19 protein-coding genes are annotated in these 21560 nt (G+C 39.0%); 7 read left to right on the forward strand and 12 right to left on the reverse strand.

The window, feature by feature from the left end:
* Positions 1-2: 2 nt before the first annotated feature.
* Complete coding sequence (locus tag EHQ58_RS08080) at positions 3-1070, forward strand: hypothetical protein (protein ID WP_135623382.1); 1068 nt, start codon at positions 3-5, stop codon at positions 1068-1070.
* On the opposite strand, the gene EHQ58_RS08085 is transcribed toward EHQ58_RS08080, so the two are convergent.
* The 9 genes from EHQ58_RS08085 to EHQ58_RS08125 all read right to left on the reverse strand — a co-directional run bounded on the left by EHQ58_RS08085 (position 1054) and on the right by EHQ58_RS08125 (position 8230).
* Positions 1054-2067 (reverse strand): response regulator, encoded by a 1014-nt coding sequence (locus tag EHQ58_RS08085; RefSeq protein WP_135623383.1) that lies wholly within the window; start codon positions 2065-2067, stop codon positions 1054-1056. The genes EHQ58_RS08080 and EHQ58_RS08085 overlap by 17 nt on opposite strands.
* Positions 2064-3197: an LIC_12097 family sensor histidine kinase gene (locus EHQ58_RS08090; RefSeq protein ID WP_135623384.1), complete on the reverse strand. Its 1134-nt coding sequence runs from the start codon at positions 3195-3197 to the stop codon at positions 2064-2066. The genes EHQ58_RS08085 and EHQ58_RS08090 overlap by 4 nt, the downstream gene beginning before the upstream one ends.
* A 5-nt stretch (positions 3198-3202) precedes the next feature.
* Positions 3203-3877 (reverse strand): LIC_12096 family protein, encoded by a 675-nt coding sequence (locus EHQ58_RS08095; protein WP_246047240.1) that lies wholly within the window; start codon positions 3875-3877, stop codon positions 3203-3205.
* Entirely contained in the window at positions 3837-4169 is a 333-nt protein-coding gene (gene secG / locus EHQ58_RS08100) for a preprotein translocase subunit SecG (RefSeq protein ID WP_135623385.1), read from the reverse strand. The genes EHQ58_RS08095 and secG overlap by 41 nt, the downstream gene beginning before the upstream one ends.
* An 11-nt stretch (positions 4170-4180) precedes the next feature.
* Positions 4181-4933, reverse strand: a complete 753-nt coding sequence (gene tpiA / locus EHQ58_RS08105) for a triose-phosphate isomerase (RefSeq protein WP_135623386.1) — start codon at positions 4931-4933, stop codon at positions 4181-4183.
* 1 nt (position 4934) lies between these two features.
* A complete protein-coding gene (locus tag EHQ58_RS08110) occupies positions 4935-6125 on the reverse strand; it encodes a phosphoglycerate kinase (protein WP_135623387.1) in 1191 nt (396 codons plus the stop codon).
* A gap of 1 nt (position 6126) precedes the next feature.
* Positions 6127-7134, reverse strand: a complete 1008-nt coding sequence (gene gap / locus EHQ58_RS08115) for a type I glyceraldehyde-3-phosphate dehydrogenase (RefSeq protein WP_135623388.1) — start codon at positions 7132-7134, stop codon at positions 6127-6129.
* 241 nt (positions 7135-7375) lie between these two features.
* Positions 7376-7549, reverse strand: coding sequence for a DUF2461 family protein (locus tag EHQ58_RS08120; protein WP_135623389.1), 174 nt, complete (start codon positions 7547-7549; stop codon positions 7376-7378).
* A 24-nt stretch (positions 7550-7573) separates the two neighbouring features.
* Positions 7574-8230 carry a hypothetical protein gene (locus tag EHQ58_RS08125; protein WP_135623390.1) on the reverse strand — a complete coding sequence of 219 codons (657 nt, stop codon included), beginning with the start codon at positions 8228-8230 and terminating at the stop codon, positions 7574-7576.
* Between the two features lie 142 nt (positions 8231-8372).
* Here EHQ58_RS08125 and EHQ58_RS08130 point away from each other — a divergent pair, with 142 nt between their 5' ends.
* Both EHQ58_RS08130 and EHQ58_RS08135 read left to right on the forward strand, forming a co-directional pair.
* A complete protein-coding gene (locus tag EHQ58_RS08130; protein WP_135623391.1) occupies positions 8373-9830 on the forward strand; it encodes a RecQ family ATP-dependent DNA helicase in 1458 nt (485 codons plus the stop codon).
* A 43-nt stretch (positions 9831-9873) separates the two neighbouring features.
* Positions 9874-10395 (forward strand): SRPBCC family protein, encoded by a 522-nt coding sequence (locus EHQ58_RS08135; RefSeq protein WP_135623392.1) that lies wholly within the window; start codon positions 9874-9876, stop codon positions 10393-10395.
* Positions 10396-10399: 4 nt separating this feature from the next.
* Here EHQ58_RS08135 and lepB read toward each other — a convergent pair whose 3' ends face one another.
* The gene (lepB, locus tag EHQ58_RS08140) at positions 10400-10930 is read right to left on the reverse strand and encodes a signal peptidase I (protein ID WP_135623393.1); all 531 of its coding nucleotides are present in this window, start codon (positions 10928-10930) and stop codon (positions 10400-10402) included.
* Positions 10923-13445 carry a methyl-accepting chemotaxis protein gene (locus EHQ58_RS08145; RefSeq protein WP_135623394.1) on the reverse strand — a complete coding sequence of 841 codons (2523 nt, stop codon included), beginning with the start codon at positions 13443-13445 and terminating at the stop codon, positions 10923-10925. Before EHQ58_RS08145 ends, lepB begins: the two co-directional genes overlap by 8 nt.
* A 75-nt stretch (positions 13446-13520) precedes the next feature.
* On the opposite strand from EHQ58_RS08145, the gene uvrC reads away from it, so the two are divergent.
* From uvrC to EHQ58_RS08165, 4 genes are all read left to right on the forward strand, one after another.
* Positions 13521-15350 carry an excinuclease ABC subunit UvrC gene (gene uvrC, locus EHQ58_RS08150; RefSeq protein WP_135623395.1) on the forward strand — a complete coding sequence of 610 codons (1830 nt, stop codon included), beginning with the start codon at positions 13521-13523 and terminating at the stop codon, positions 15348-15350.
* A gap of 83 nt (positions 15351-15433) precedes the next feature.
* Positions 15434-18352 (forward strand): LIC11755 family lipoprotein, encoded by a 2919-nt coding sequence (locus tag EHQ58_RS08155; protein ID WP_135623396.1) that lies wholly within the window; start codon positions 15434-15436, stop codon positions 18350-18352.
* Positions 18349-19743, forward strand: coding sequence for an LA_2168 family protein (locus EHQ58_RS08160; RefSeq protein WP_135623397.1), 1395 nt, complete (start codon positions 18349-18351; stop codon positions 19741-19743). The genes EHQ58_RS08155 and EHQ58_RS08160 overlap by 4 nt, the downstream gene beginning before the upstream one ends.
* A complete protein-coding gene (locus EHQ58_RS08165; RefSeq protein ID WP_135623398.1) occupies positions 19740-21362 on the forward strand; it encodes a phospholipase D-like domain-containing protein in 1623 nt (540 codons plus the stop codon). Before EHQ58_RS08160 ends, EHQ58_RS08165 begins: the two co-directional genes overlap by 4 nt.
* Here EHQ58_RS08165 and EHQ58_RS08170 read toward each other — a convergent pair.
* Positions 21359-21544 (reverse strand): hypothetical protein, encoded by a 186-nt coding sequence (locus tag EHQ58_RS08170; RefSeq protein ID WP_135623399.1) that lies wholly within the window; start codon positions 21542-21544, stop codon positions 21359-21361. The two genes, EHQ58_RS08165 and EHQ58_RS08170, sit on opposite strands and share 4 nt — an antisense overlap.
* Positions 21545-21560 lie beyond the last annotated feature (16 nt).

Here is a 21560-nt window from a genome sequence, read left to right on the forward strand (position 1 = left end):
AAATGCAATTTATATTTAGTGTAATCGTTTTCTTTTCTCTTTTGTTTTTTCTTTGGGATGTACGATTGCCAATGCAAGATTCGATAAAAGAAACTTGGCTTTGGAATAAGGAAGGGGCTTTTGGAACAGGAATTCCAAAAGATGGAGAAAATCCATTAAAAACTTTGAACGGTTATAAAACGAATCAAAGCTATTATTCCTTTTCAACCAGAAAATTTACAAATTACATTGAGCCGTTCAGCGTGGATTTTGCTCAGTTAGTTCCTGGCTATATCGAATATGAAAAAATTGGAGACGCCGTTAACTTTTTTTCAGCTAACGGAGAATTGTTTTGGAATAAGCCACTGAACTCTTATCCTCGCTCCGGGTATCATGGTTCTCCTGTTTTGTATCTATCGGGTGATAATAACACGGTTTTTTTACTAGATATGAGTGGAAACCCCGTTGGAGCCTCTGAGCTAAATGGTAGGTTTTTAACTGATTATGATTTTGATAAGGCAGGAAAGGGAGCCTCGGTACTTTTTTCCGGTGGTGAGGTATACCGAGTAGATGAGAAAGGCAACATAATTTTTAGGAAAGATCTTTCCGAAAATAGGCAAAATTCATTTTTTAAAAGTATCTCCCTTTCACCTAATGGAGAGCACTCCCTAATTCATTTTTCTTTAGGACAAAAAGATCATTTAATGATTTTAAATTCGAAAGGAGATGTCCAAAATGAATGGGAGTTGCCAGGCTTTTATCCGCATAAGATTTATTTTTCTCTTTCTGATTCGCTAAACTCGCTTGTAAACCTACCTGAAAAAGTGCTTTTTTTTGAAGAAGATGAATTGAAATGGGAAAAACAGAAAACAAAAACGGGAGCAATCTACCAGACAGTATATTCTCAATCCGAAATTTTCGCATATATCTTTGAGAAAGATGTCATTTTTCTAAATGAGAATGGGAATGAAATCCGAACGAAAGCAATCTCAAGTTCCGAAGCGCCCATTCGATTTTTCCCAGGTCGAGATAAGAACACCCTTTATATGGAAACGAAAAAAGATATCTTCCAGTTTACAATTTTTCGCTAGCGGGAACCTCGTAAATAGATAAGGATTTAAAACCTGATCGTCCTTCCCGATTGATCATAGCTATGGTTTCCGTGCACTTGCCTGGATGAATGTTGAAAATCAAATGATCACTGATTTCCCTGCAAATGTATAGCCCCCTTCCATGACTATCTCCAAGACCTTTGGGCAATCCAGTAGTCTCATCGATACTTATATGTCTATCGAGCCTGTGTAAGATTTCTTCTTTTTTGAGCGATCCAAACTGATCCCGAACGACAATGAAGAGAGTCGTTTCAGTAGAACCATAACCAATCGTAAAATAATCTTCCTTAGATAACTCGATATTATCAACAGGAACCACCATATCATGCGACGGGATTTCAAACTGGTATTTATAATCACCTGAGAAGGTTCTTGGTGCACGTATCATAGCATTGGAGGTTAATTCTTCCAATACTTGTTGGATCGATTTTGGGGCGCCAAGTCCGATGAGATACTTTGAGATTTTACCACAGAGTATGGATCTTTCCTGATCTGATTTAATTTGCTTATAAATAAGTCCATTCGAAGGTGCTTCTTCAAAATCACTCATTAGCCTTGAGTCTATAATTTTGAAGTGTTTATCAAAATATTTTTCTACGCCGAAAATATCATTCGACAATATTTTCTCAACCATTACCTCGATTAGGTGAATATCCAGAAAAGAATATTTAGGAATGATATTCCAAATTTGAAATTCCTTAGCATAATGTATATAATCATTGATGTTGTAAGCTGTCATGAGCGCGTACAAAGTATCTGGAAATTCCGTTTGAATGTATTTTACGATATCAATGCCAGACTTACCAGGTAGGCGAATGTCAGTGATGGCAAGATCTATTTTCTGACTCTTTAGGTGATGTATGGCCTCATCAAAGTTTTCTGCTCCAAAAACTTGGTAGGTACTCGTAAGTAAATCCATGATTGCCTCACGGATCGAATGGATATCTTCAACAATGAGGATAGATTTTTTATTCATATCGTTTGTTCCGAACTATCGCCAACGGGAAAGGAAATCGTAAACCTAGTCTTTTGATCCATAGATTTTACTGAAATATTGCCGTCATGTTCCTTAACTATGGAGTGGCAAATGGATAAGCCAAGACCTGTACCTGTTCCAGATTTATTATTTGTAAAAAATGGATCGAAGATTTTATGGATGATGGAATCAGGGATCCCTCCCGCATCATCTTCCACGATGATATGGATCCAATTTCTCGTTTTACGAATGTCTATGCAAATTTCGCCAGCACGATAATCAAATGCTTGGAGTGAATTACGAAACAAATTCATAAACAAACGTTCCATCTTGGCGGGATGGAAAGGAAATTGGTATTCATTATCGTACTGAATTTTCCAGTTTATGTTTTTACTTAGGTGCGGAAACAGTCTTGAGACTGTATCCTTGGCTCGCTTGATCGTCTCTACGATATCTCCGAGTGTAATTTTTACTTTGTCCGATTTTGCAAATGAAATGATATCCGAGACAATCATCGCCGCACGGGCTGTGTCATTTTTTATCATTTCTAGTCTTTTATCAATTTGTTCGGGGGTGGCTGTGATTAGGTTAGCTTTAAGATTTTGTAAAGTTAGACTTATGCCCGTTAGAGGGTTATTTAATTCGTGGGCAATTCCTGAGATTAATATTCCAAGAGATGCTAAATTTCGCATTCGAAAAGATTCTTCTTCCTTTTCCCTTTGTTTTGTCACATCTGAAATTTTTTCAACAATCCAATTTTCACCTTCAGTTTTTGGATATGGATAAAATTCTAGATTTAGTGTCTGTTTTTTACCTTCCACCTTAAAGAAGATTTCTCTAGCTGTCGGTGAACTTTTTCCATTCTGAGTTTTAGAGATATTTGATGCGAAAGGACAATAGGGACAGATATCTTTCCTGCCGTATAATACTTGATAACATTTTTGATTCAATATGGAATCAAAGGTAAAGCCTTTGGTGAAATTTATCGTAGCAAGATTGGTTCTTTGAATCTTAAAATCCGAGTCTATCAGAACAAGAGGATCTTCCACAACATCATAAATGGCTTCTAATTCTCGGGCTTTTTCCGTAATTTGTTCGATCGAAGATGGACTTTCCTTTCGGCTATGCATTAGATTTAGTATTTTAAGGATCCATTCAATTGTTGTAACATATTTTTCTGACCCTTCAGCCCTCGTTCCTTCTGTGAGGCGAGGATGGAGGAGATTTGGGAGTGAAAGTCTAACAGAAATTTAATATAGAAATCTTTTTTGAAATCATTTCTTTCTGATTTAGAAGGATCATTACTAAGATCAGAAAGTAAAAATTTATTAGAACCGTCTAGACCATTAAAATTCAGTTCCATGTCGTTTACATTGTCATCAAGCGGCGTCAGATCTAGAATCCTGGTTTTTGTTTTCTGTTGGATTTGGACATCTTCGGTGATCACTGAAATTTCAATTTTTGAAAGCGTAGTACCGTTGAACTCGAGAAGTATCGATTTTTCATCCGACGTACGCATTTTTGATTTGTTTCCCGGATCCGTGTCTACAAGAAACTTTCGTATCCGAACCCCTGTCCGATTCGGATACTTCCCGATAAAATTGACAGTGGTATTGTTTGGTAAACTTATGATGTTTTCATAGCTGAGTAATTCGCGCGCCCGAGAAAGTTCTTTATAAAGAGATAAAATTTCTTTATCTAGAAGTTTTTCACGTTCAGAATGTGCAGTCTCCGCAGGGGCAGAAACAGCACATATCAGAAGGATTGAGTTAAGGAGTAGCTGGAGTGGTGTTTTCAGGAAGAGTTTCACTGGCGTTGACCGGTGCTTCCAGAGAAGGTTCAATTTCCGGAAGCAGGACTTCATCTTTCTTCGCAAAGAGGAAGGAAAGAGTCAAAGACAGAGCTATGAAAAGTACAGCTGCCACACGTGTCGTCTTTGTCATGACGTCTGCTGTGGAGGCACCAAACACAGATTGGCTAGCAGTAGAACCACCAAGCATCCCCGCAGAGCCACCTTTTCCCGTCTGTATCATTACGAGTAAAATGAGAAAGAGTGAAAGAAGAATGAAAAGAGTTAAAATTGTTCCGATAAAAAATCCCATATTAATTTCCTTTATTTAATAAGTCCTAAAAATGAATCCAGTTTTTGGCTTGCTCCACCAACAAGGCCACCATCGATGTTGGGTTTGGCGAGAAGGGAGGCAATGTTATCTGGTTTAACGGATCCACCATATAAAATTTGGATGGATTCTGCTACCTTGTCCGCACCAACAAAGAGAGCACCGATTTCTTTTCGCACAAATGCATGTGCTTCTTCTGCTTGTTCAGGAGTCGCTACTTTTCCAGTTCCAATGGCCCAAACAGGCTCATAGGCAATGACCAAATCTTTAAACTTCGCACTTTCGATTCCAAAAAGTCCCTTTTTGATTTGATCCTTTAACACAGTAAAGGTGTTTTGCGACTCACGTTCGGCAAGTGTTTCCCCGATGCAATAGACCACCCGAACGCCAGAATTTAAGAAAAACTTTATTTTTTCATTGCAGATTTCGCTCGTTTCACCAAGGAATTGACGTCTTTCTGAGTGACCAACGAGAATCGTTTTGATTCCAAAATCGGAGAGCTGAGCGGGACAGATTTCCCCAGTCATCGCAGTAAGCACCGCAGGGTAGGCGTTTTGGGCGCCAGTGATGACAGGAGAACCAGAAAGGATTTCTGCCACAGCATGGAGGTGTAAGGCGGAGGGAAAAACCATCACTTCAACGGCAGTTTGCGAACTGACCTTCTCTTTCAAACCTGATGCAATCGCCTTAGCCTCAGGCAGAGTTAAATTCATCTTCCAATTGCCAGCAATGATTTTTCTTCTCATATCAATCCTCTTCCTTTACGAGTAAACAGGCCACGCCTGGTAAGGTTTTGCCTTCTAAAAATTCAAGAGATGCACCACCACCAGTAGAAACATGCGTAATTTTCTCAGCTACGCCTGCTTTATTGATAGCGGCTATGGAATCTCCACCACCTACGACAGATTTGGCGCTGGATTTGCTAATTGCCTTAGCAATTTCAATCGTTCCTTTTGCAAATTTATCCATCTCGAAAACGCCCATAGGTCCATTCCAGAGAATCGTCTTTGCATTTTTGATCACTTTGCTATAATTATCAATCGTTTTTGGTCCGATGTCCATTCCCATCCAGCCGTCTAAAATTCCCATTTTATCAACGGTTTTGGTCTTTGCATTGGCATCGAATTGATCCGCAATCACATGATCTACTGGAATCTGAAGGTCAATGCCCTGCACTCCAGCTCGGTCAATGATTTGGAAGGCTTCTGATTCGAATTCCTTCTCGAAAAGACTTTTGCCAATCGGAACCGCTCGGGAACGGAGGAAGGTATATGCCATTCCGCCTCCGATGAGTATGTGATCCACTTTATCGATCAGATTTTTGAGGATGGCAATTTTTGAAGATACTTTGGATCCACCGATGATTGCGACAAATGGACGCTGGGGTCTAACGATCAGACTTCCCAACATCTCGATTTCTTTGCGCATCAGAAGTCCCGCATAACACGGGATTAGGTGAGCAATGCCTTCCGTTGAAGCATGTGCTCTGTGGGCTGTACCAAACGCATCGTTCACGTAAACGTCAGCAAGTTCTGCTAACTTTTTACAGAAACCTTTTTCGTTTTCCTCTTCCTCTTTATGGAATCGTAAATTTTCCAGTAATAAAATCTCACCGTCTGCCAAAGCCTTACTTTTAGAAACGGCTTCTGGACCGACAACTTGTTCTGAAAAAGTAACCTTAGCCTTTACTAATTTTTGAAATGCATCAAAAACTGGTTTCATGGAATACTTAGGATCCGGGCCACCTTTCGGTCGGCCCAAATGGCTTCCGATGACGAGACGAGCTCCCTTCGAGAGAAGGAGCTCTATTGTTGGTAAGGTTTTTTCAATTCGCGTAATGTCCGTTACTTTCTCATCTTCCACCGGGACATTGAAGTCAACCCGAAGGAAGATACGTTTCCCTTTGAAATTTTGGTCTTCAATTTTAAGAAGTTTCATCTTAGCCTTTTTTTGCCATGTATCTTACCAAGTCTAATACTCGGTTAGAATAACCCATCTCATTGTCATACCAAGAAACGAGTTTGAAAAAAGTAGAAGAAAGTTCGATACAAGCATCCGCATCAAAAATGGAAGATCGAATATCGCCAATAAAATCAGAGGAAACAACCATCTCTTCTGTATAGCCTAAGATTCCTTTCATAGAACCTTCGCTCGCTTCTTTCATTTTCTTTTTAATCTCTGCAAGTGTAGTTGGCTTTTCTGTGCGAACCGTTAGATCCACTACTGATACGTCCGGAGTGGGAACACGGAAAGACATACCAGTGAGTTTCCCATTGACCTCAGGGATACACAAACCGACTGCTTTTGCAGCTCCCGTAGAAGCAGGGATGATATTTTGAGCCGCACCCCGACCGCCACGGAAATCCTTTTTAGAGGGTCCGTCTACCGTTGGTTGTGTGGCAGTCATCGCATGGATGGTTGTCATGAGACCTTCGACGATTCCGAAGTTATCAAGAACCACTTTGGTAATTGGTGCTAAACAGTTTGTCGTGCAAGATGCATTTGAGACGACATTGTCAGAGCTCGGGTTGTATTTTTCATGATTCACTCCCATAACAAATGTAGGGATGTCTTTGTCCTTTGCTGGTGCCGAAATCACAACTTTTTTTGCCCCCGCTTTGATGTGCTTTTCTGCACCCACTCGGTCCGTAAAATGTCCTGTGGATTCGATCACGAAGTCAACGCCCATGGCTTTCCAAGGAAGTTGTTCTGGGTCTCTTTCTGCAAAAGTTTTTACTTTTTTTCCGTTGATGATGATTTCATTTTCCGTATGCGATACTTCGCCATCAAAAATGCCGTGGGTAGAGTCATATTTAAAAAGATAAGAGAGGTTGTCTGGAGTGACAAGGTCATTGATGGCCACAAATTCTATATTTGGGTCGTTAATTCCTGAACGAAGGACAAGGCGGCCAATTCGACCAAAACCATTGATTGCGATTTTTACCATGAGATTCTCCTAAAGGGCAATTCTAGAGTTATTTTCTATTTCTAATTACAGAATCCTGTATTCTTTGCCCCTGTCACGCATTTTACCCCTCAAAATCTAAGGAATTGGCAGTTTGGTACGAATCGCGAGGGTCGTGTTTTTGGCTGAGTGTAAAATTTGATTTAAGAATTGGTTTAAGATAAAAACGGTTTTAAAACTTTGAATTGTTTCTTTTAGCATCGATTTAGATGTGCGTTCAGAATCATTTAGCTTTTTGATAACCGCATAACTTTTCTATTTCCGCAAGAAGCCTCCCAGTGAAGTCAACTAACTCATTTTGGATTTCTTGGAATCTTTGTTTTTGATCCAAAAACCATTCCCGATTGTGATTCGATTTTAATTCGGTGAGAAATGGAAGAATATTTTGACTGAACATACCTAGTAATTTTCTCTTTGGGAATCAGTTAGAAATTTTTCCGGGCTTTTCTATCATCATAAAAATTTCTCTTTCCAATCCTTCTACTTTCTCTTTCTCTTTTCCGGAAAGGTGTTCCCAAATTCCATTTTCTTTTTTCCATTCGCGAATTTGTTTCCAAGCAGTTTCGAGATCTCTTTTCTGTCCGGTTTTCATATAACATTGGCAATTCTCTCGCACTAGAGATGATAATTCATCAAAATCATAATCTCGAAGTTGGCTTGTCTCGTTCCAAACTCTCTTTGTATACTCATATCCATTTTCTGCTATAAGTGCCGCTGAAACCTTGGAACCCACTTCTAAAACGCAACTAGCACCTTGGCTCGATTTGGATTTACTTGCAGCTTCTGCCGCAAGCATAGGGGAGCAAATGAGTAGCCCTACGACTGCACCTCCGCCTAAATAAACCAAAGTTTCTGTCAGCGCCGTTCCGCCCGTGGCGACAACAGAGGTCACCTGGCCAGTTTTTGTTTGTACGGTTTCTTTCGATTTTTCGAAGAATAAAGATTCAAAGATCTCCTCCCCATCTTCTTCGCATATCTCACGGTGTTTTGTAACATGTTCCGGTTCCATGGTTCGTTCCTTGGGAGCTTGTGCACAATGAAGAGAGACAATGAGAAGTAGGAATAACAAATTTTTCATAATTTAATGTAGAGGGCTTCAATCTTAAAGGATACGTTTCGGCTTGGCAACTAAAAATCGCAAAAGTAGGAATTCGTATCAAATTAGATAATGGATGACAAGCCATGGGTGAGCTAGAAATTGAATTTTACTTTGGTCGCACGTGTTAGATTTAGATTCCGTCAAAAAAATATTTAAAATTTCCGAATTTCGCTCTCACCAAGAAGAAATCATAGTTCGTCTGTTAAATGGTGAAAATTTGCTCGTGATAATGCCTACTGGAATGGGTAAGTCCTTCTGTTTTCAAATACCGGCTTTGGTATTCGATGGGATGACCTTAGTCATATCACCCTTAATTGCTTTGATGTACGATCAAGTTACTGCTCTTAGAAAACTTGATATTGATGCCACATATATCAATTCTTCACTGTCCAAAGAGGAGAGAGAAAATCGATATGAAGCAATCAAAAATGGAAAATATAAAATCGTATATGTAACACCCGAAAGGTTTAGAAGTATAAAATTTAGAAATCTGATTCAGGGCAGAAACGTTTCTTTGCTTGCCATTGATGAGGCTCATTGCATCAGCCAATGGGGACATGACTTTCGTCCAGATTATTCCCGAATTGCCGAAATTCGTACACTTTTGAATCGGCCAACGACAATTGCATTGACTGCTACTGCCACAAAACAGGTGCAAAGTGATATTATCCGTTCTATGGGATTCGAGGCTACCGAGGTAAAACTTTTTCATTCGGGAATTGCACGTTCAAATTTGTATCTGCATGTAGAGAGTTTTGTTGATGAGACTTTAAAACGGGAAGCTATTTATGAGCATTTAAAAAAATCTTCACCAGGTCCGAAGATTGTTTATTTTAATCTAATCGAGAAGTTACAAAAGTTTTCGGAGTATCTAGATTCGAAGAAATTAGAACATCGAATGTATCATGGCAAATTGCCTCCCAAAGAACGCAAACGAATTCAAAATCAATTTCTAACTCATGATTCACAAATTCTTCTAGCAACAAATGCTTTCGGAATGGGTGTTGATAAGCCAAATATACGTTTGGTGGTACATGCAGAATTGCCACTTTCCTTAGAATCTTATTATCAAGAAATTGGCAGGGCAGGTAGAGACGGTTTCAATTCAGACTGCTACCTCTTCTATGAAGAGAGTGACCTCGCTGTACTCATGGATTTTATTGAATGGCAAAACCCAGATGTTAGTTTTATCCGCCGGGTTTTTGAAGTTCTTGCCATCCAATCCGAAAGATTGTCCTCCATGGAATACTCAGATTTACAGGCAAAGGTTGTTCATAAAAATCGGGGAGATCATCGTTTGCAAACAGTATTAAATCTCTTTGAAAGATACCATGTTACGAAAGGGGAGCTTGAAACTCATAACTTAAAATTAATCGCTGATAGGCTTCCTCCTGAGTTAGTTTCTACAGAAATTCTCGAACGGAAGAGACAAGATTCCTTAAAGAGGCTCTATGAAATGTTAATGTACATCAAATCAACAAATTGTCGTAGAGAATTTTTATACAATTATTTTGGAGAACCGAACTGTAGTTGTGACCATTGTGATATCTGCGCTAAAAATAAATTGACACAAATGTAAATTTCACCTGAAATCGTTAGGATCAAACAATTTAGGTGGTCGTATGGGAAAAAAAATCACAATCGGAATCATTGGCATAATTGCTGTTATCTTGATTATACCGATATTTTTAAAATCAACTTTTAGCGTGGAAAGGTCCATAGTGATTTCAAAACCACCCGCAACAGTTTATAAAATAGTCTGCGATTACGGGACATGGAAAAATTGGAGTGTTTGGGCCATGAAAGATGTTTCTCAAAAAATGACCATCACTGGCGCGCCCTGTCAATTGGGACACACCCAAGAATGGGACGGGCAAATCAATGGGAAGGGAAGGCAAACCATCACGTCTTTGCTTCCAGACCAAGAAATCGTGTTTTCCTTAGAATTTTTGGAGCCAAATCCTATGAAGTCAACGGCTAAAATGAAATTTGAAGAAGTTTCTGGCGGAACGAAAGTTACTTGGTCAAATACGGGTGAGTTGGAATACCCAGTAGGAAGGTATTTCGGACCCTTCCTCGATGGACTCGTAGGCCCAGATTTTGAAGGCGGACTTCAAAACCTAAAAGCCCTGGTCGAAAAATAACCAATTACCAAACCTTTCCCACAAGCAAATCCTCGGAAATGGGACCTAATTCCCGTGAATCGATGCCCATTTCCCGATTATCAACTAACAAAAATAGGCTTTTTTCGGGAACAGTAACTTTAGACACATGATCGGATTCACTTTTCCCCTGTGGAAGGATGGGAAGTTTTGTTTCCTTTGGCGTCGGAAAAATTTCCGAAGATACCAAACTGCCATTTCTGAAAGCTTCTCTTCCCGTGATCTGAATTTCGTCTCCAGATTTTCCTAAGATGCGGGCAAGTAGGTAAACATCCTTTTGTAAAGGAGAGCGAACCAGAACCACATCGCCAACCAATAGATTTTTTGCCAGGCTAAGGCGGTTGATATAAACAGTATCTCCTGATTTATAGGTAGGGAGCATAAATGAATTTGTAATCTCTAAGGGAGTGAATATTTTACTTTTCACAATCAATACGCTTACGATAGCGATAAGCAAGGGAAATCCTACCCGAAGGAAATGATCTTTCGGTGTTAGGTTGTTTTTTGATTTAGACATGGAAGTAGTTGATCTCCGCTTGCAAGTTTTCTGAAAGATGGGTCATATTTTGAGCATTGTCTCTGACTCCCTCACTTGAAAGGGCAGTTGTTTGCGCATGGTTATTGATTTCGGCTATGGAACGACTTATCTCCATCATTGCAATCTTTTGCTCTTCGGTCGCATTTTTGATCATATCAGAAAGCTCTCGAATTTGGATGACTCCCTCGTTAACTTCTTCGTTTGTATCCATTTGTCTTTTTACAACAGTTCTGATTTTTTTGGTCATTTCGTTGATGGCATTTACACCAGAGATCGTTCCTGAGAGAGTATGAATCGAGTGATCGATTTTCTCTTGGCCAACTTTGATTTCATCTTCGTTTTGTTCGATGAGGGCTTCGATATCATCTATTGATTTAGCTGTCTTGTCGGCAAGTTTTGAAATTTCGTCAGCAACCACGGCAAATCCTCTACCACTTGCCCCAGCTCTCGCAGCTTCAATAGCAGCGTTTAGCGACAGTAAGTTGATTTGTTCGGAGATATTATGAATGATTTCAATGACACTTGTCATCTCTGTCGATGATTCATAAATTTTATCCATTGATTTTTTCATATCGTTAAGAGAAATTTCTCCAAGTTTTGCTTCTTTGGTTATCTCATCGACCTTGATGTCAGCTTGTGTAAAACTTTTATCGATGTCGCTAATCGCTTCATTAAGGTCTTCCATTTTTCGCATCAGCGATTTTAAAGTGAAGCTTTGTGTATCTGCCCTCGCGGCAACACTTTCTATCCCAGCGGTGATTTGTTCGACAGACGCGGATATCTCTTCTGAACCAGCAGCCTGGCTTTGCGCTGCATCGGAGAGTTGAACCATGGATTCTAAGATTTCAAGACTTGATTCGGACAGTTGAACCGCTGTATTTTGAGTGTTTGCGACAATAAATTTCAATTTTTGTTGGAATGTGATGAGAGACTGAGCCATATTTCCGATTTCATCCTGGCTATTGGTAGAGAATTGAGAAGATAGATTTCCGCGAACCATATGATTTAGATTTTCTTTCATCATTGCAAGCGGAGTTAATTTTGATTCAATGGCGATGACTGTTAATACTCCAATGATCACAAGGCTAATCACTGATATAATGAGCGTGTTTAATAGCGAAAGCATGGACCTTTCATACAGTTCGGAAATTTCGTAAGTGGTATAAATGTAATATTGGAATTCTGGATTGTGAATGAATGCCACTCTGACTGGCTTTCTATTTTCAATGATGTCAAAAATTTGAAATGCTTCTGCGGTTCCAAAAAAGGGTTTGAATTTGCTTTCTGCTTTTCCGCTCGATCCGATTAGTTTTCTGTCAGGTGAATATACGATGATCCCTTCTTCATCTATCAGACCTGATTTTCCACCTTGGCCGATACTGATATTACCTAGAATGAAATGTCCTAATTTACCAATGTTTAGAAAACCTCCAACATATCCTTGGAATACATTATCTTCATAAACTGGTAATGTGTAAGGAGAAATCATTTCGCCAGAGAGGGGGGACTTTATAGATGTGTGTCGCATGGGTCCAGATTTGGAAAGGGCTTCATCTCTAATCGTAAAAGCATTTTTTTGATCTTTAATCTTGTAATCGTTTGTGGAAATGAAAATCCCTTCACTTGGATTATAATAAAATAATGCTTCTGTGGCATGATTGGTATTTGCAAGATGTATGGCATTTAGAACGGCTTGGATCTGATCTTTCTTGCGAGCAAAAATCGGTTTTCTTAAGTTGGTTGAACCAAATATCGATGTTGTTAGTTTGTCTCTAAATTCTACTAGTGTGAGTCTGAGAACGGTTTCTGAACCAAAGACTCCAGATTTCATGGAGTCTCGTATTACGGCCGTTTCTTCTTTGAAATTGAGCCGGTAATTGACGACAAAAATCAACATAATCACAAAAAGAAAAGAAAGTAGTGTTTGTGCTGTCAGTATACGTGCTAAATGGTCTTTGGCAAAGCCGTCAGGTAATTTGGTTTTTAATAAAGGAAATAGTGTATCTAAGCCAAATTTTCTGAGAGTGTATTCAGAAAAGATAAATATAAATAAAAGGGAGAAGGTAATTGTGAAAAAAATCGCGATACCAATCTCGCCAAATAAAATAACATTCGCAGAGGGAAGCTGGAAAAGTAAATAACCAAAAAAAACAAGGGAAGAAGACGCATAACGAAAGATGATATCAAAACAGGAAGCGGTCGTAAAATGTGAGGTCCAAAAGACAACCGAATGTATGGTTTCGTTTGAGACAGTGCCAGATTTTGCCTCAGATTCGTAGTTTCGGAATGCAGAAAAGCGAACGTAATAAGTCAGGATAGAAAAAAGAATATAAAATAAGGTAGCGATCACAGAGCCAAAGAGGATCTCCTCTATCTGATCGGCCCTCCATTCTGTGAAATAAAAGAGATAGGATAGCAATGCGGGAACAGCAAAAACAAAATTGAAAACCTCCGCCCGAATGATAAAAAAATTTAGAAAGCTTCGAATTTTCATAAAATAATCGTTTCAGGTAGCTCCTATAAAATCAAATTAAATTCATGGGACGATCTGTCTAAATTGCACACCAAAATGAAAGAATCTTTCTTACTTAAATCGATTCAAGAAAAGATCAAAAATTTAGGTGCCGTACCTGGATGCTATCTTTGGAAGAATCAGAAAGGAGATGTCATTTATGTGGGAAAAGCGATCAAACTTGAATCTCGCATACGGTCCTATTTAAATCCAAACCATCCAGATCGAAAAACTAGGTCACTTTTCATTGAAATTCAGGATCTCGATTGGATTGTCACGAGAACAGAATCTGAGGCATTGATTCTTGAAGCTACCTTAATCAAAAAGTACAATCCAAAATTCAATGTCCGGCTAAAGGATGATAAAAAGTTCCCATTTATCTGTATTTCACTTAGCGAGCCTTATCCGATGGTGTTTTTGACACGTAAAGTCAGGGACAATGGGGATCGATATTTTGGACCTTTTACAGATGTTAGGGCAGCTCGGGACACATTAGAATTGATCCATCAAATTTTTCCTGTGAGAAAAACGAAACTAAAGCTTCCTCTCGCCAAACCAGGCAGACCTTGTCTGAACTTTCATATGCATCGTTGCCTTGGACCTTGTCAAGGGAATGTGAGTATGGATATTTACAATGAACTCATCCAGGAAATCATAAGCTTTCTGGAAGGAAAAAAGGAAGGTTTGGTCCAATCGCTAAAGAAAAGCATGATTGTTGCTTCAGAGAAATTAGAGTATGAAAGAGCTGGTTTCATAAAAAAGAAAATTGATCAAATCAATCAAATTCGAGAAAGACAAACAGTTGTCAGTTTGGATGGAGGAGAAGAAGATGTGATCGCCTTCGCTAGAAGGGATAATGAAGGCCAGGTTGTAGTTTTGGAGGTGCGAGGAGGTCGACTCGAGAATAAAAAATCTTTTCCGATCACGGGACTAGAAATGAGTACAGAAGAGGAAATCATCCAAGCGTTTTTAAGAGATTATTATCTGAACATTTCACTCCTCCCAAATCAAATCATCCTTCCGAAAACAGCAAAAGGAAATTATGATGCCGTGCTTGCTGCCATCCATGAGCAATGCAACATCCTTCCCAAACTCAAATTTCCCGAGAGTGGCCAAAAGAAATCCTTATTGCGATTGGCAGAAAAAAATGCAGAGCTATCGCTTACGGAAAGAATCCTCGCAACCAAGCTCAAAGACCAAACGGTCGCGATGAAAGAAATCCAAGAAAAATTAAAATTAAATCATCTCCCTCGGGTCATCGAATGTTATGATATCTCACATTTCCAAGGAAGCTCTCCTGTTGCTAGTGGGGTAATGTTTGTGGAGGGAAAGCCTTATAAACCAGGATATAGACATTATAAGATTAGAGGTTATGAAGGGATCAATGATCCTGGTATGATGCACGAAGTGATTGCTCGAAGGTTATCGCATTTAGTGAATGAAGAGGAACCACTTCCAGATTTGATCGTCATTGATGGAGGGCCTACTCAGCTAACACGCGCAGCGGAAGCAGCCATTGCATTGGATTTAGGGAGTATACCCATGATAGGACTTGCAAAAAAGCGTGAAGAGATTTTTTTTCCAGGTGAAAAAGATCCTTATACCTTTGATATTCATTCGCCAATGATGAGACTGATTCGTTCCGTTAGAGATGAGGCACACCGATTTGGAGTGAGTTACCATAGAGTCTTACGAAAAAAGAAAACTCTACAATCCGTACTCGATGATATTGCGGATATTGGATCTGTTAGACGGAAAGAACTCCTGCGTTACTTTCAAGGGAAAAAGAAAGTGCAAGATGCCAAACTTTCGGAACTTAGGTTAGTCCCAGGAATTGGAGAAAAATTGGCAGAAAAGATATTTGAGCGATTACAAAAAAAAACCTAATCTAGGCCACAAAGGCGAATAGAAGCCTTTTTTAGTTCGGTAAAGTGGAAACATTTTCCTCCCTTATTATGAGGAGACTGTGCATGAGACCGATAATTTTCCTTCTACTAGTCAGTATTTCGTGCAAACAGCACGGTCCTGATTGGAATTCCTTTTCCCTACCTCTGGTAGACGTCGTCACGCAACCAACTTTTTATTTTGAATATGGAACACAGGAACAAATCGGGAGTTATTCGAACGATTTCTTCAAATCGGAAAACTCGGGAATTTGTTTGTACTCACTACCTGAAAGTTTATATTTTTTGGAGACTGGTGCAAAATTTAAAATTTGTTTACCGGCCACGATACAGGAGTTAGAAGATGTTTCCAAAGGTTTTCGCACACTTGATGAGGAAACGAATACCAAAACAATTTTTCATGCCAAAAGTTTTTCCTGGGAAGCAGAGGAAACAACGCTTGGAAAGTGGCAGAAAGAAAAGGAAGGAATCATTCCACTTGAATCCTTCGTCGATTTAAAAACATTCGATGGAACGATCGCATATGCTAGGTTTGATGTCCCATCGGCAAGTTTGTATCAATGGGATACAAACCACTGTGAGATCCTTTTTCCTTCCCGTCGTATCGGTGAGACCAAAAATTCATGGAAATTGTTGAGTGTTCGATTTACTTGCACGCAAATTGAAATTAAAGAAAAAATTATTTCTCAAAATGAAATGTGGCTTCGAGAATGCGTGGAAAGTCCACCCAGCCAAACGGAATCCTTCCGACATTCGGAGTCACCATTCGGAAGATTTATAGAATGGTCCAATGAAACGGATCAAATTCATTGTCCCAGATACCAACATTTTAGTTTTGAAGATGGAATCACAGGATCTATCTTGAGTCTTGATCCCGAATCTCTCCGTCAGATAGAAGAAAAACATCGAATCTTACTTGCACATTCTTCATTTCTCTTGAGCACAAGCGAGCAGTTATCGGGCGTTAAGGTAAGTGATGAGCTCCTAATGCAAATTGGTAAGGCAGGAGTGTGGCATTTTGCGAATAAGATTTTCCCGCAAACGAAATTTTCGTTCAAGCAAGGAGATGAATTTTTTAGTCAGACAAGTTCTGATCTCAGCTGTCGCAATCAATATCAGTACCAATTTGCAAGCCTAGCTTCGTGTATGAATCCTGGCATTCCAAATGATCTTTCAGTTGCGAATGTCTTTGTGTTTCCAAGTTGCAAGCCAACTCAGCTTGCTATTACAGAATATTTTGCCGGTGCCGTTACTCCCAAGAGTATACCTGCCTATGTTGAAATTGAAAATAAAGAAGAAATTTGCGATTTAAGTAGCATTCAACTGACATATGCAGACGATACTTTTTATTTATCAGCTAAAGAACGACTTATTGGAAAAAATGAGTATCTGCTTGTTTCCAAAGAACTTTGGAACGGTTGGCCTTTTCTCAGTATCAACCGCACGTTTAGCTCCAAAGATTATAAAAATGAGATTCCATTACTTGCGTTGCGTTCTAGCGAATCCAAAGAAGTAAACTATTTTCCACAAAGTATAAATGATATAATCCTTACAAATCGAAATGGTCTGAACGAACGATCCATTGTTTTTAGTAGTAGCGGTTTTCTATATCCACATCCAAGTGAAAAAAGCAATCGTCTTTTTTCAGAGACAGGAATCTATATCAGTCCTGGGGAAAGTACAGATGTAAATGACATTCCTTTCTTAAACCTGTCCATTTCAGAATTACTTATCAACGGAACAAAGGATAATAGCGCTAGTTATCCGGAACGATTTATTGAATGGGAGGGTGCTAACCACCAATCAGGCTTTGTATACTTCAAAATTGAGAATGCTAGAATAGTTAGATACTTATTCTATAAAGATGAAAATGATCCCTTTCCATATGTAAAAAATGGAACAGGCAATTGTCTACCGAATCAAGGGGTACTTTTACCCGAAGGAAGTCTAACTAACCTCGAAATGAAAATTTCGAATTTAGATGCGAATGGCCATCTTGTTTCACTGAGTTCCACATTTTCATATAACAAATCCCTATACGAATCTCTTGGACTTAGCGCAAGCTCAAGAATCAGCATACATCCTGAACCACAACCCTTTGGTTACAGTGTAAGTCGAATCCATTCCTTCACCGAGCCTTGCTCACCTTTTTCAGAGGCAACTCCAGGAAGATCCAATCAAAAGGTAAATCAGTTTGCCGCAAACGTTACCTTAGGCGCTGAAGGGAAACCGTTTGTAAAATCTTTCACTTTTTTAAACACTCCAGATGTAAATTCTCTCTTTCGCTTTAAGAGTCTTACGAAATTACAAACAATCTTTTCCTCAGTTTTTCAAAATGTTCTCGATCTTACTTCCGAAAATGTTTCCTCTACCTTCTTTGACTCGGAGCTTATCTACCTGGATTGGGAAGACAGTGCGCGTTCGATACATCAATCCCAAATCTTTCGTTTGGGTGAAATTCGAATCGAGAGCGTCTATCCTTCTCCAACGAATCCCCAAAATGAATGGGTTTATTTTTGCAATGTAACTTTGCACCAGATATCTGTTGTTGGTTATGTGATCGAAGATGAATCTGCAACCGATCAAATTGTTCCCTATGCCGTTCGCTTTCCCAACCAAATACCTAATTTTAAACCAGGGACGTCACTTCGTCATTCGGATTCCATTTTAAACCCAGGAGATTGTGCTTTTATCGTTGATCCCGATGGAAACAATTGGTATCTTCCTCCCTTCGCAAAAAATACTGACTTATTGCTAACAGTGGCTAGTTCGCAAACGATTGGTAATGGGATTTCGAATGCAGAGCGACTTGATATCTACCAAGAGATTCCTGGGAGTAGGCTTCTTCTTTCCTCTTATGGAAATAAAACCTCATCTTCACCTTTTCAAATACCGTTAGCCAATCTTGAATATTCACTTTTGAAAAGAGAATACCTTGGCAACAAGCCAAGCGAATTCCAAATTTTTCGAGAGATCCCTGAATGATTCGGATCCTGCTTTTTTTGCTCGTTTGTTTAAAAATAGAAAGGATCTACGCAGAATCTCTACCTCTTTCTGTAAAAACAAGCGCTCGTTATTTTGAGACTCAACTCATCTTCCCCGATAAAAACAATGCAGAAGCAAGTCCCCCTGGCTGGAATTTGTATAACGATTTTCCGGAAAAAAATGAAGTTGGGAAAAGTTACTTGAATAGAAATTCAAATCAACTGCTAAGTGCTGGACTTAAATATGTGAAATCAATCAATCAAGTAGATATAAATTTAGATTTTGATATGGTAAAAGGAAGTGAAGTAAGCCGTGATCGATTTTATACAGGAAAAAATAGTTTTCTTTCTCTTCATTTAAATGAGATTCTTATCGGCGTAGGTAAAAAGGAATTTTGTTTTAGAAATTCTCCATTTGTCGGTTATGCGGATGGTGGCGAAGGATTATTTTTAGAAAAAAGAATGAACCAAAAGTGGAGGTTCCAATTATTTCTATATGATGATTATCGAGGATTTCGTCTTTTAGAGAAAGAATATCTTTCTCCTGAATTATTGAGTGGTAAAGAAGAGCTGAAAAGTGGAGGCCAGAGAAGGCGACATTCCTTCGGATTTTCCTATCAAGGGATTTTAAATTTTACATTCGGAGTCTCTTATCTTGAGTTTGGTGCCTCGGGAAAAAATTCTAAAGAATTAAATCAGAATGTTTCTCTTTATGGCGCAGATGGTGATTCTGTGGTTCAAGGAAATTTAGGTTTAAATTATGAGAATCGAGGTTTTTACGCAAAGACGGAATTTCTTTGGAGTAAAGGTGTCGATCGCTCTTACAACCAAAGGACTGCGACTCCTGGTTCGTTTTTGATAGAAGGAGAGGCATTTTCGTTTGGTTTTGGTTATACGGGTGGCTATTTTCATTTTGGTCTATCGGCTTTCTTCAGTGATCGAGAAGCGCGCGACTCCCAAAATCGAATCATTAAGCTTGGTTATATGAATACAGGGACTCATATCGGGAGTACCTATTTTCTTTCTCAATATTTTAGAATATTCCCTTCTTCCCAATTTTCAGAACGAGGCTATGAGAGAAATCAGACTTTGCTTTCTGGTAGCCCGCAATCCATGTATGGAGAATCTTTTTTCAGTATCCAGTTGTATGACATTTTAATGAAATTTACTGCAGCCATCATCATTCCCTACCTAGGGAGTGGAGAGAGTGATGGAAAAATCAGTTTAAAGAAAGAAAATTATGAAAAATTTTCCCTTACGGAATTTTCATACGATCTTTCGTTTAAAACGGAGGAAAGCCAAATCGGACTTACGCTTAGTTATTTGACTTCGCCTGACACTCTAAACATCCGTGGTACTATGTTACAAATATATGGCAGTGTCATCTTTTGAAATTTACCTTTATCCTCATTCCTTTTTCTATTTTCCTTTGTTTCTACTGCAAAGCAAAGCCAAATGAATCCTTGGATCCAAATGCACTCTTACAGCTAGTATTGCCTAGAGAATCAAAGTTTTTATTTACATTTCCTGGTCGAGATGTCGCCGAAGACTCTAAATTGAAGGCAAAAAATTTAATTCTAAGAAAGATTGGGAAGGCGAACGCAGAGATCACTGGATACATTTATGGATTGAATGATCTAGATATTTTGATCGCACTACGTTCGGCGAAAGAAAGAGGTGTGAAATTATATTTGCAGGGGGACAAGGAAGAGGATTACAGCGAGGCGACCGAGTTTGGTCTAACTGTGAACCGATGGAATGGATCCGGAATTCATCATTTAAAAATAATGATTTTTGATAAGGAGACGATGCTTCTTGGGACAGGGAATTTTACCACAGGGGGGCTTGTCCGTGACAATAATGTTTTCTGGGAAGTTGACTTAACCGAATCTTCCTACGCCTCCCTCCAGGCAATTCTAAAGGAGGAGGAGTCGATAGGCATTCTCCGATTAGGCAACGCAAAATTCTATTTTGCACCTGAGGCTGGTTACATGATACAGAATTCGATTTTAGATGCGGTGAGAAACGCCAAAAGAAGTATTAAGTTTCTTATCTACACGCACTATGACCCGCTGCTAACTGCAGAATTGCGTGCAGCCTGTAGGCGTGGAGTAAAGGTAGAGGGAATTTATAATGATCCAGTAAACCCGGAGGGAAAGATACTCGGAAAAACCCTTCCATTTCCTTGTAAAGTGTATGCTGATGGCAATGTTGATGTATTGTATCAGGATGGAAATTATAGCGGTGGCCTTCTGCATCATAAAACAATGATGATTGATTCCAAGAAGGTGCTCGTTGGATCTTTTAATTTCACTGTCTCCGCTCGAGATGAGAACAGGGAGTTTTATACAGAATTTGAGGACCCTTCGAGCATAGAAGAATTTTTAGGTGAGTGGAACCGCCTCAAAAGTTTTGCGCGAGATATTACCACTGAGGAAGAGGAAGAATCAAACAGTCAAAAAATTTATCGATTGGTACCATCTTTTATCCCGTTAGCACTTGTAGCCGAGAGAGCGGAAGCAAAGCCGTTTTTTAATAAAAATAGCAGCGGCCTCGTAAAGGAGATAAACCAGTCATTTAAACTTGTCGATATGATTCCTGCATCGGAATATCCAAGATTCATCCAAGAGAGAGATTCTATAGGGGAGATTGCCTTACCAAATTCTTTAGATTGGTTAAATTCTGAACTCACACAAATCAGTTCCTTTTCTGTATTGATGCTTTGGAACAAACTTCAAATTGATACCATCCCGAATCTAGAGATTAGAAAAATCATCATTTGGGATGGTAAAAAATCACCAATCAGTTTTCCCGCACTTTCGGACCGTCAATTTTCTGTCAGCCTAATGGATCTATTGCGTCAGGAACAGCTCGTGTTATTCATTACGGAAAACAGAACTTATTTTTCTTGTACAAGAAAAAAGAGAGATAAATCCTCGAGATGGATCTCTTATTTCTTACAATTAGAATACCTGAAAGATTTTAAAAAAAAAGAATGCGTTAGTTTTTAGTCGATTTTGTCTTCAAGAATCGGCACTAGAATTTTCGCTATCTCATCATTGAGACGAATAAAATTATTAATACCTAAGTGGGTGATCTTAGTATTGACATCGTTTAACAAAGACTTAATGAGCCTATCCAATTCTGCTTTTTGTGAATCGGGCAATTTAGATTGAAAAACAATATCGCTCATATAGAATACCAGTTTG

Origin of the sequence: Leptospira ognonensis, from assembly GCF_004770745.1 — a bacterium.
GTDB lineage: Bacteria > Spirochaetota > Leptospiria > Leptospirales > Leptospiraceae > Leptospira_A > Leptospira_A ognonensis.

What these genes read in the sequence shown, in the direction of transcription:
- uvrC (WP_135623395.1), top strand. Translation starts at nt 13,521, where the DNA reads ATGAAAGAATCTTTCTTACTTAAATCGATTCAAGAAAAGATCAAAAAT.
- secG (WP_135623385.1), bottom strand. Translation starts at nt 4,169, where the DNA reads ATGGGATTTTTTATCGGAACAATTTTAACTCTTTTCATTCTTCTTTCA.
- EHQ58_RS08155 (WP_135623396.1), top strand. Translation starts at nt 15,434, where the DNA reads ATGAGACCGATAATTTTCCTTCTACTAGTCAGTATTTCGTGCAAACAG.
- EHQ58_RS08145 (WP_135623394.1), bottom strand. Translation starts at nt 13,445, where the DNA reads ATGAAAATTCGAAGCTTTCTAAATTTTTTTATCATTCGGGCGGAGGTT.
- EHQ58_RS08120 (WP_135623389.1), bottom strand. Translation starts at nt 7,549, where the DNA reads ATGTTCAGTCAAAATATTCTTCCATTTCTCACCGAATTAAAATCGAAT.
- lepB (WP_135623393.1), bottom strand. Translation starts at nt 10,930, where the DNA reads ATGTCTAAATCAAAAAACAACCTAACACCGAAAGATCATTTCCTTCGG.
- EHQ58_RS08080 (WP_135623382.1), top strand. Translation starts at nt 3, where the DNA reads ATGCAATTTATATTTAGTGTAATCGTTTTCTTTTCTCTTTTGTTTTTT.
- EHQ58_RS08135 (WP_135623392.1), top strand. Translation starts at nt 9,874, where the DNA reads ATGGGAAAAAAAATCACAATCGGAATCATTGGCATAATTGCTGTTATC.
- EHQ58_RS08085 (WP_135623383.1), bottom strand. Translation starts at nt 2,067, where the DNA reads ATGAATAAAAAATCTATCCTCATTGTTGAAGATATCCATTCGATCCGT.
- EHQ58_RS08110 (WP_135623387.1), bottom strand. Translation starts at nt 6,125, where the DNA reads ATGAAACTTCTTAAAATTGAAGACCAAAATTTCAAAGGGAAACGTATC.
- EHQ58_RS08090 (WP_135623384.1), bottom strand. Translation starts at nt 3,197, where the DNA reads ATGCATAGCCGAAAGGAAAGTCCATCTTCGATCGAACAAATTACGGAA.
- gap (WP_135623388.1), bottom strand. Translation starts at nt 7,134, where the DNA reads ATGGTAAAAATCGCAATCAATGGTTTTGGTCGAATTGGCCGCCTTGTC.
- EHQ58_RS08160 (WP_135623397.1), top strand. Translation starts at nt 18,349, where the DNA reads ATGATTCGGATCCTGCTTTTTTTGCTCGTTTGTTTAAAAATAGAAAGG.
- EHQ58_RS08170 (WP_135623399.1), bottom strand. Translation starts at nt 21,544, where the DNA reads ATGAGCGATATTGTTTTTCAATCTAAATTGCCCGATTCACAAAAAGCA.
- tpiA (WP_135623386.1), bottom strand. Translation starts at nt 4,933, where the DNA reads ATGAGAAGAAAAATCATTGCTGGCAATTGGAAGATGAATTTAACTCTG.
- EHQ58_RS08125 (WP_135623390.1), bottom strand. Translation starts at nt 8,230, where the DNA reads ATGAAAAATTTGTTATTCCTACTTCTCATTGTCTCTCTTCATTGTGCA.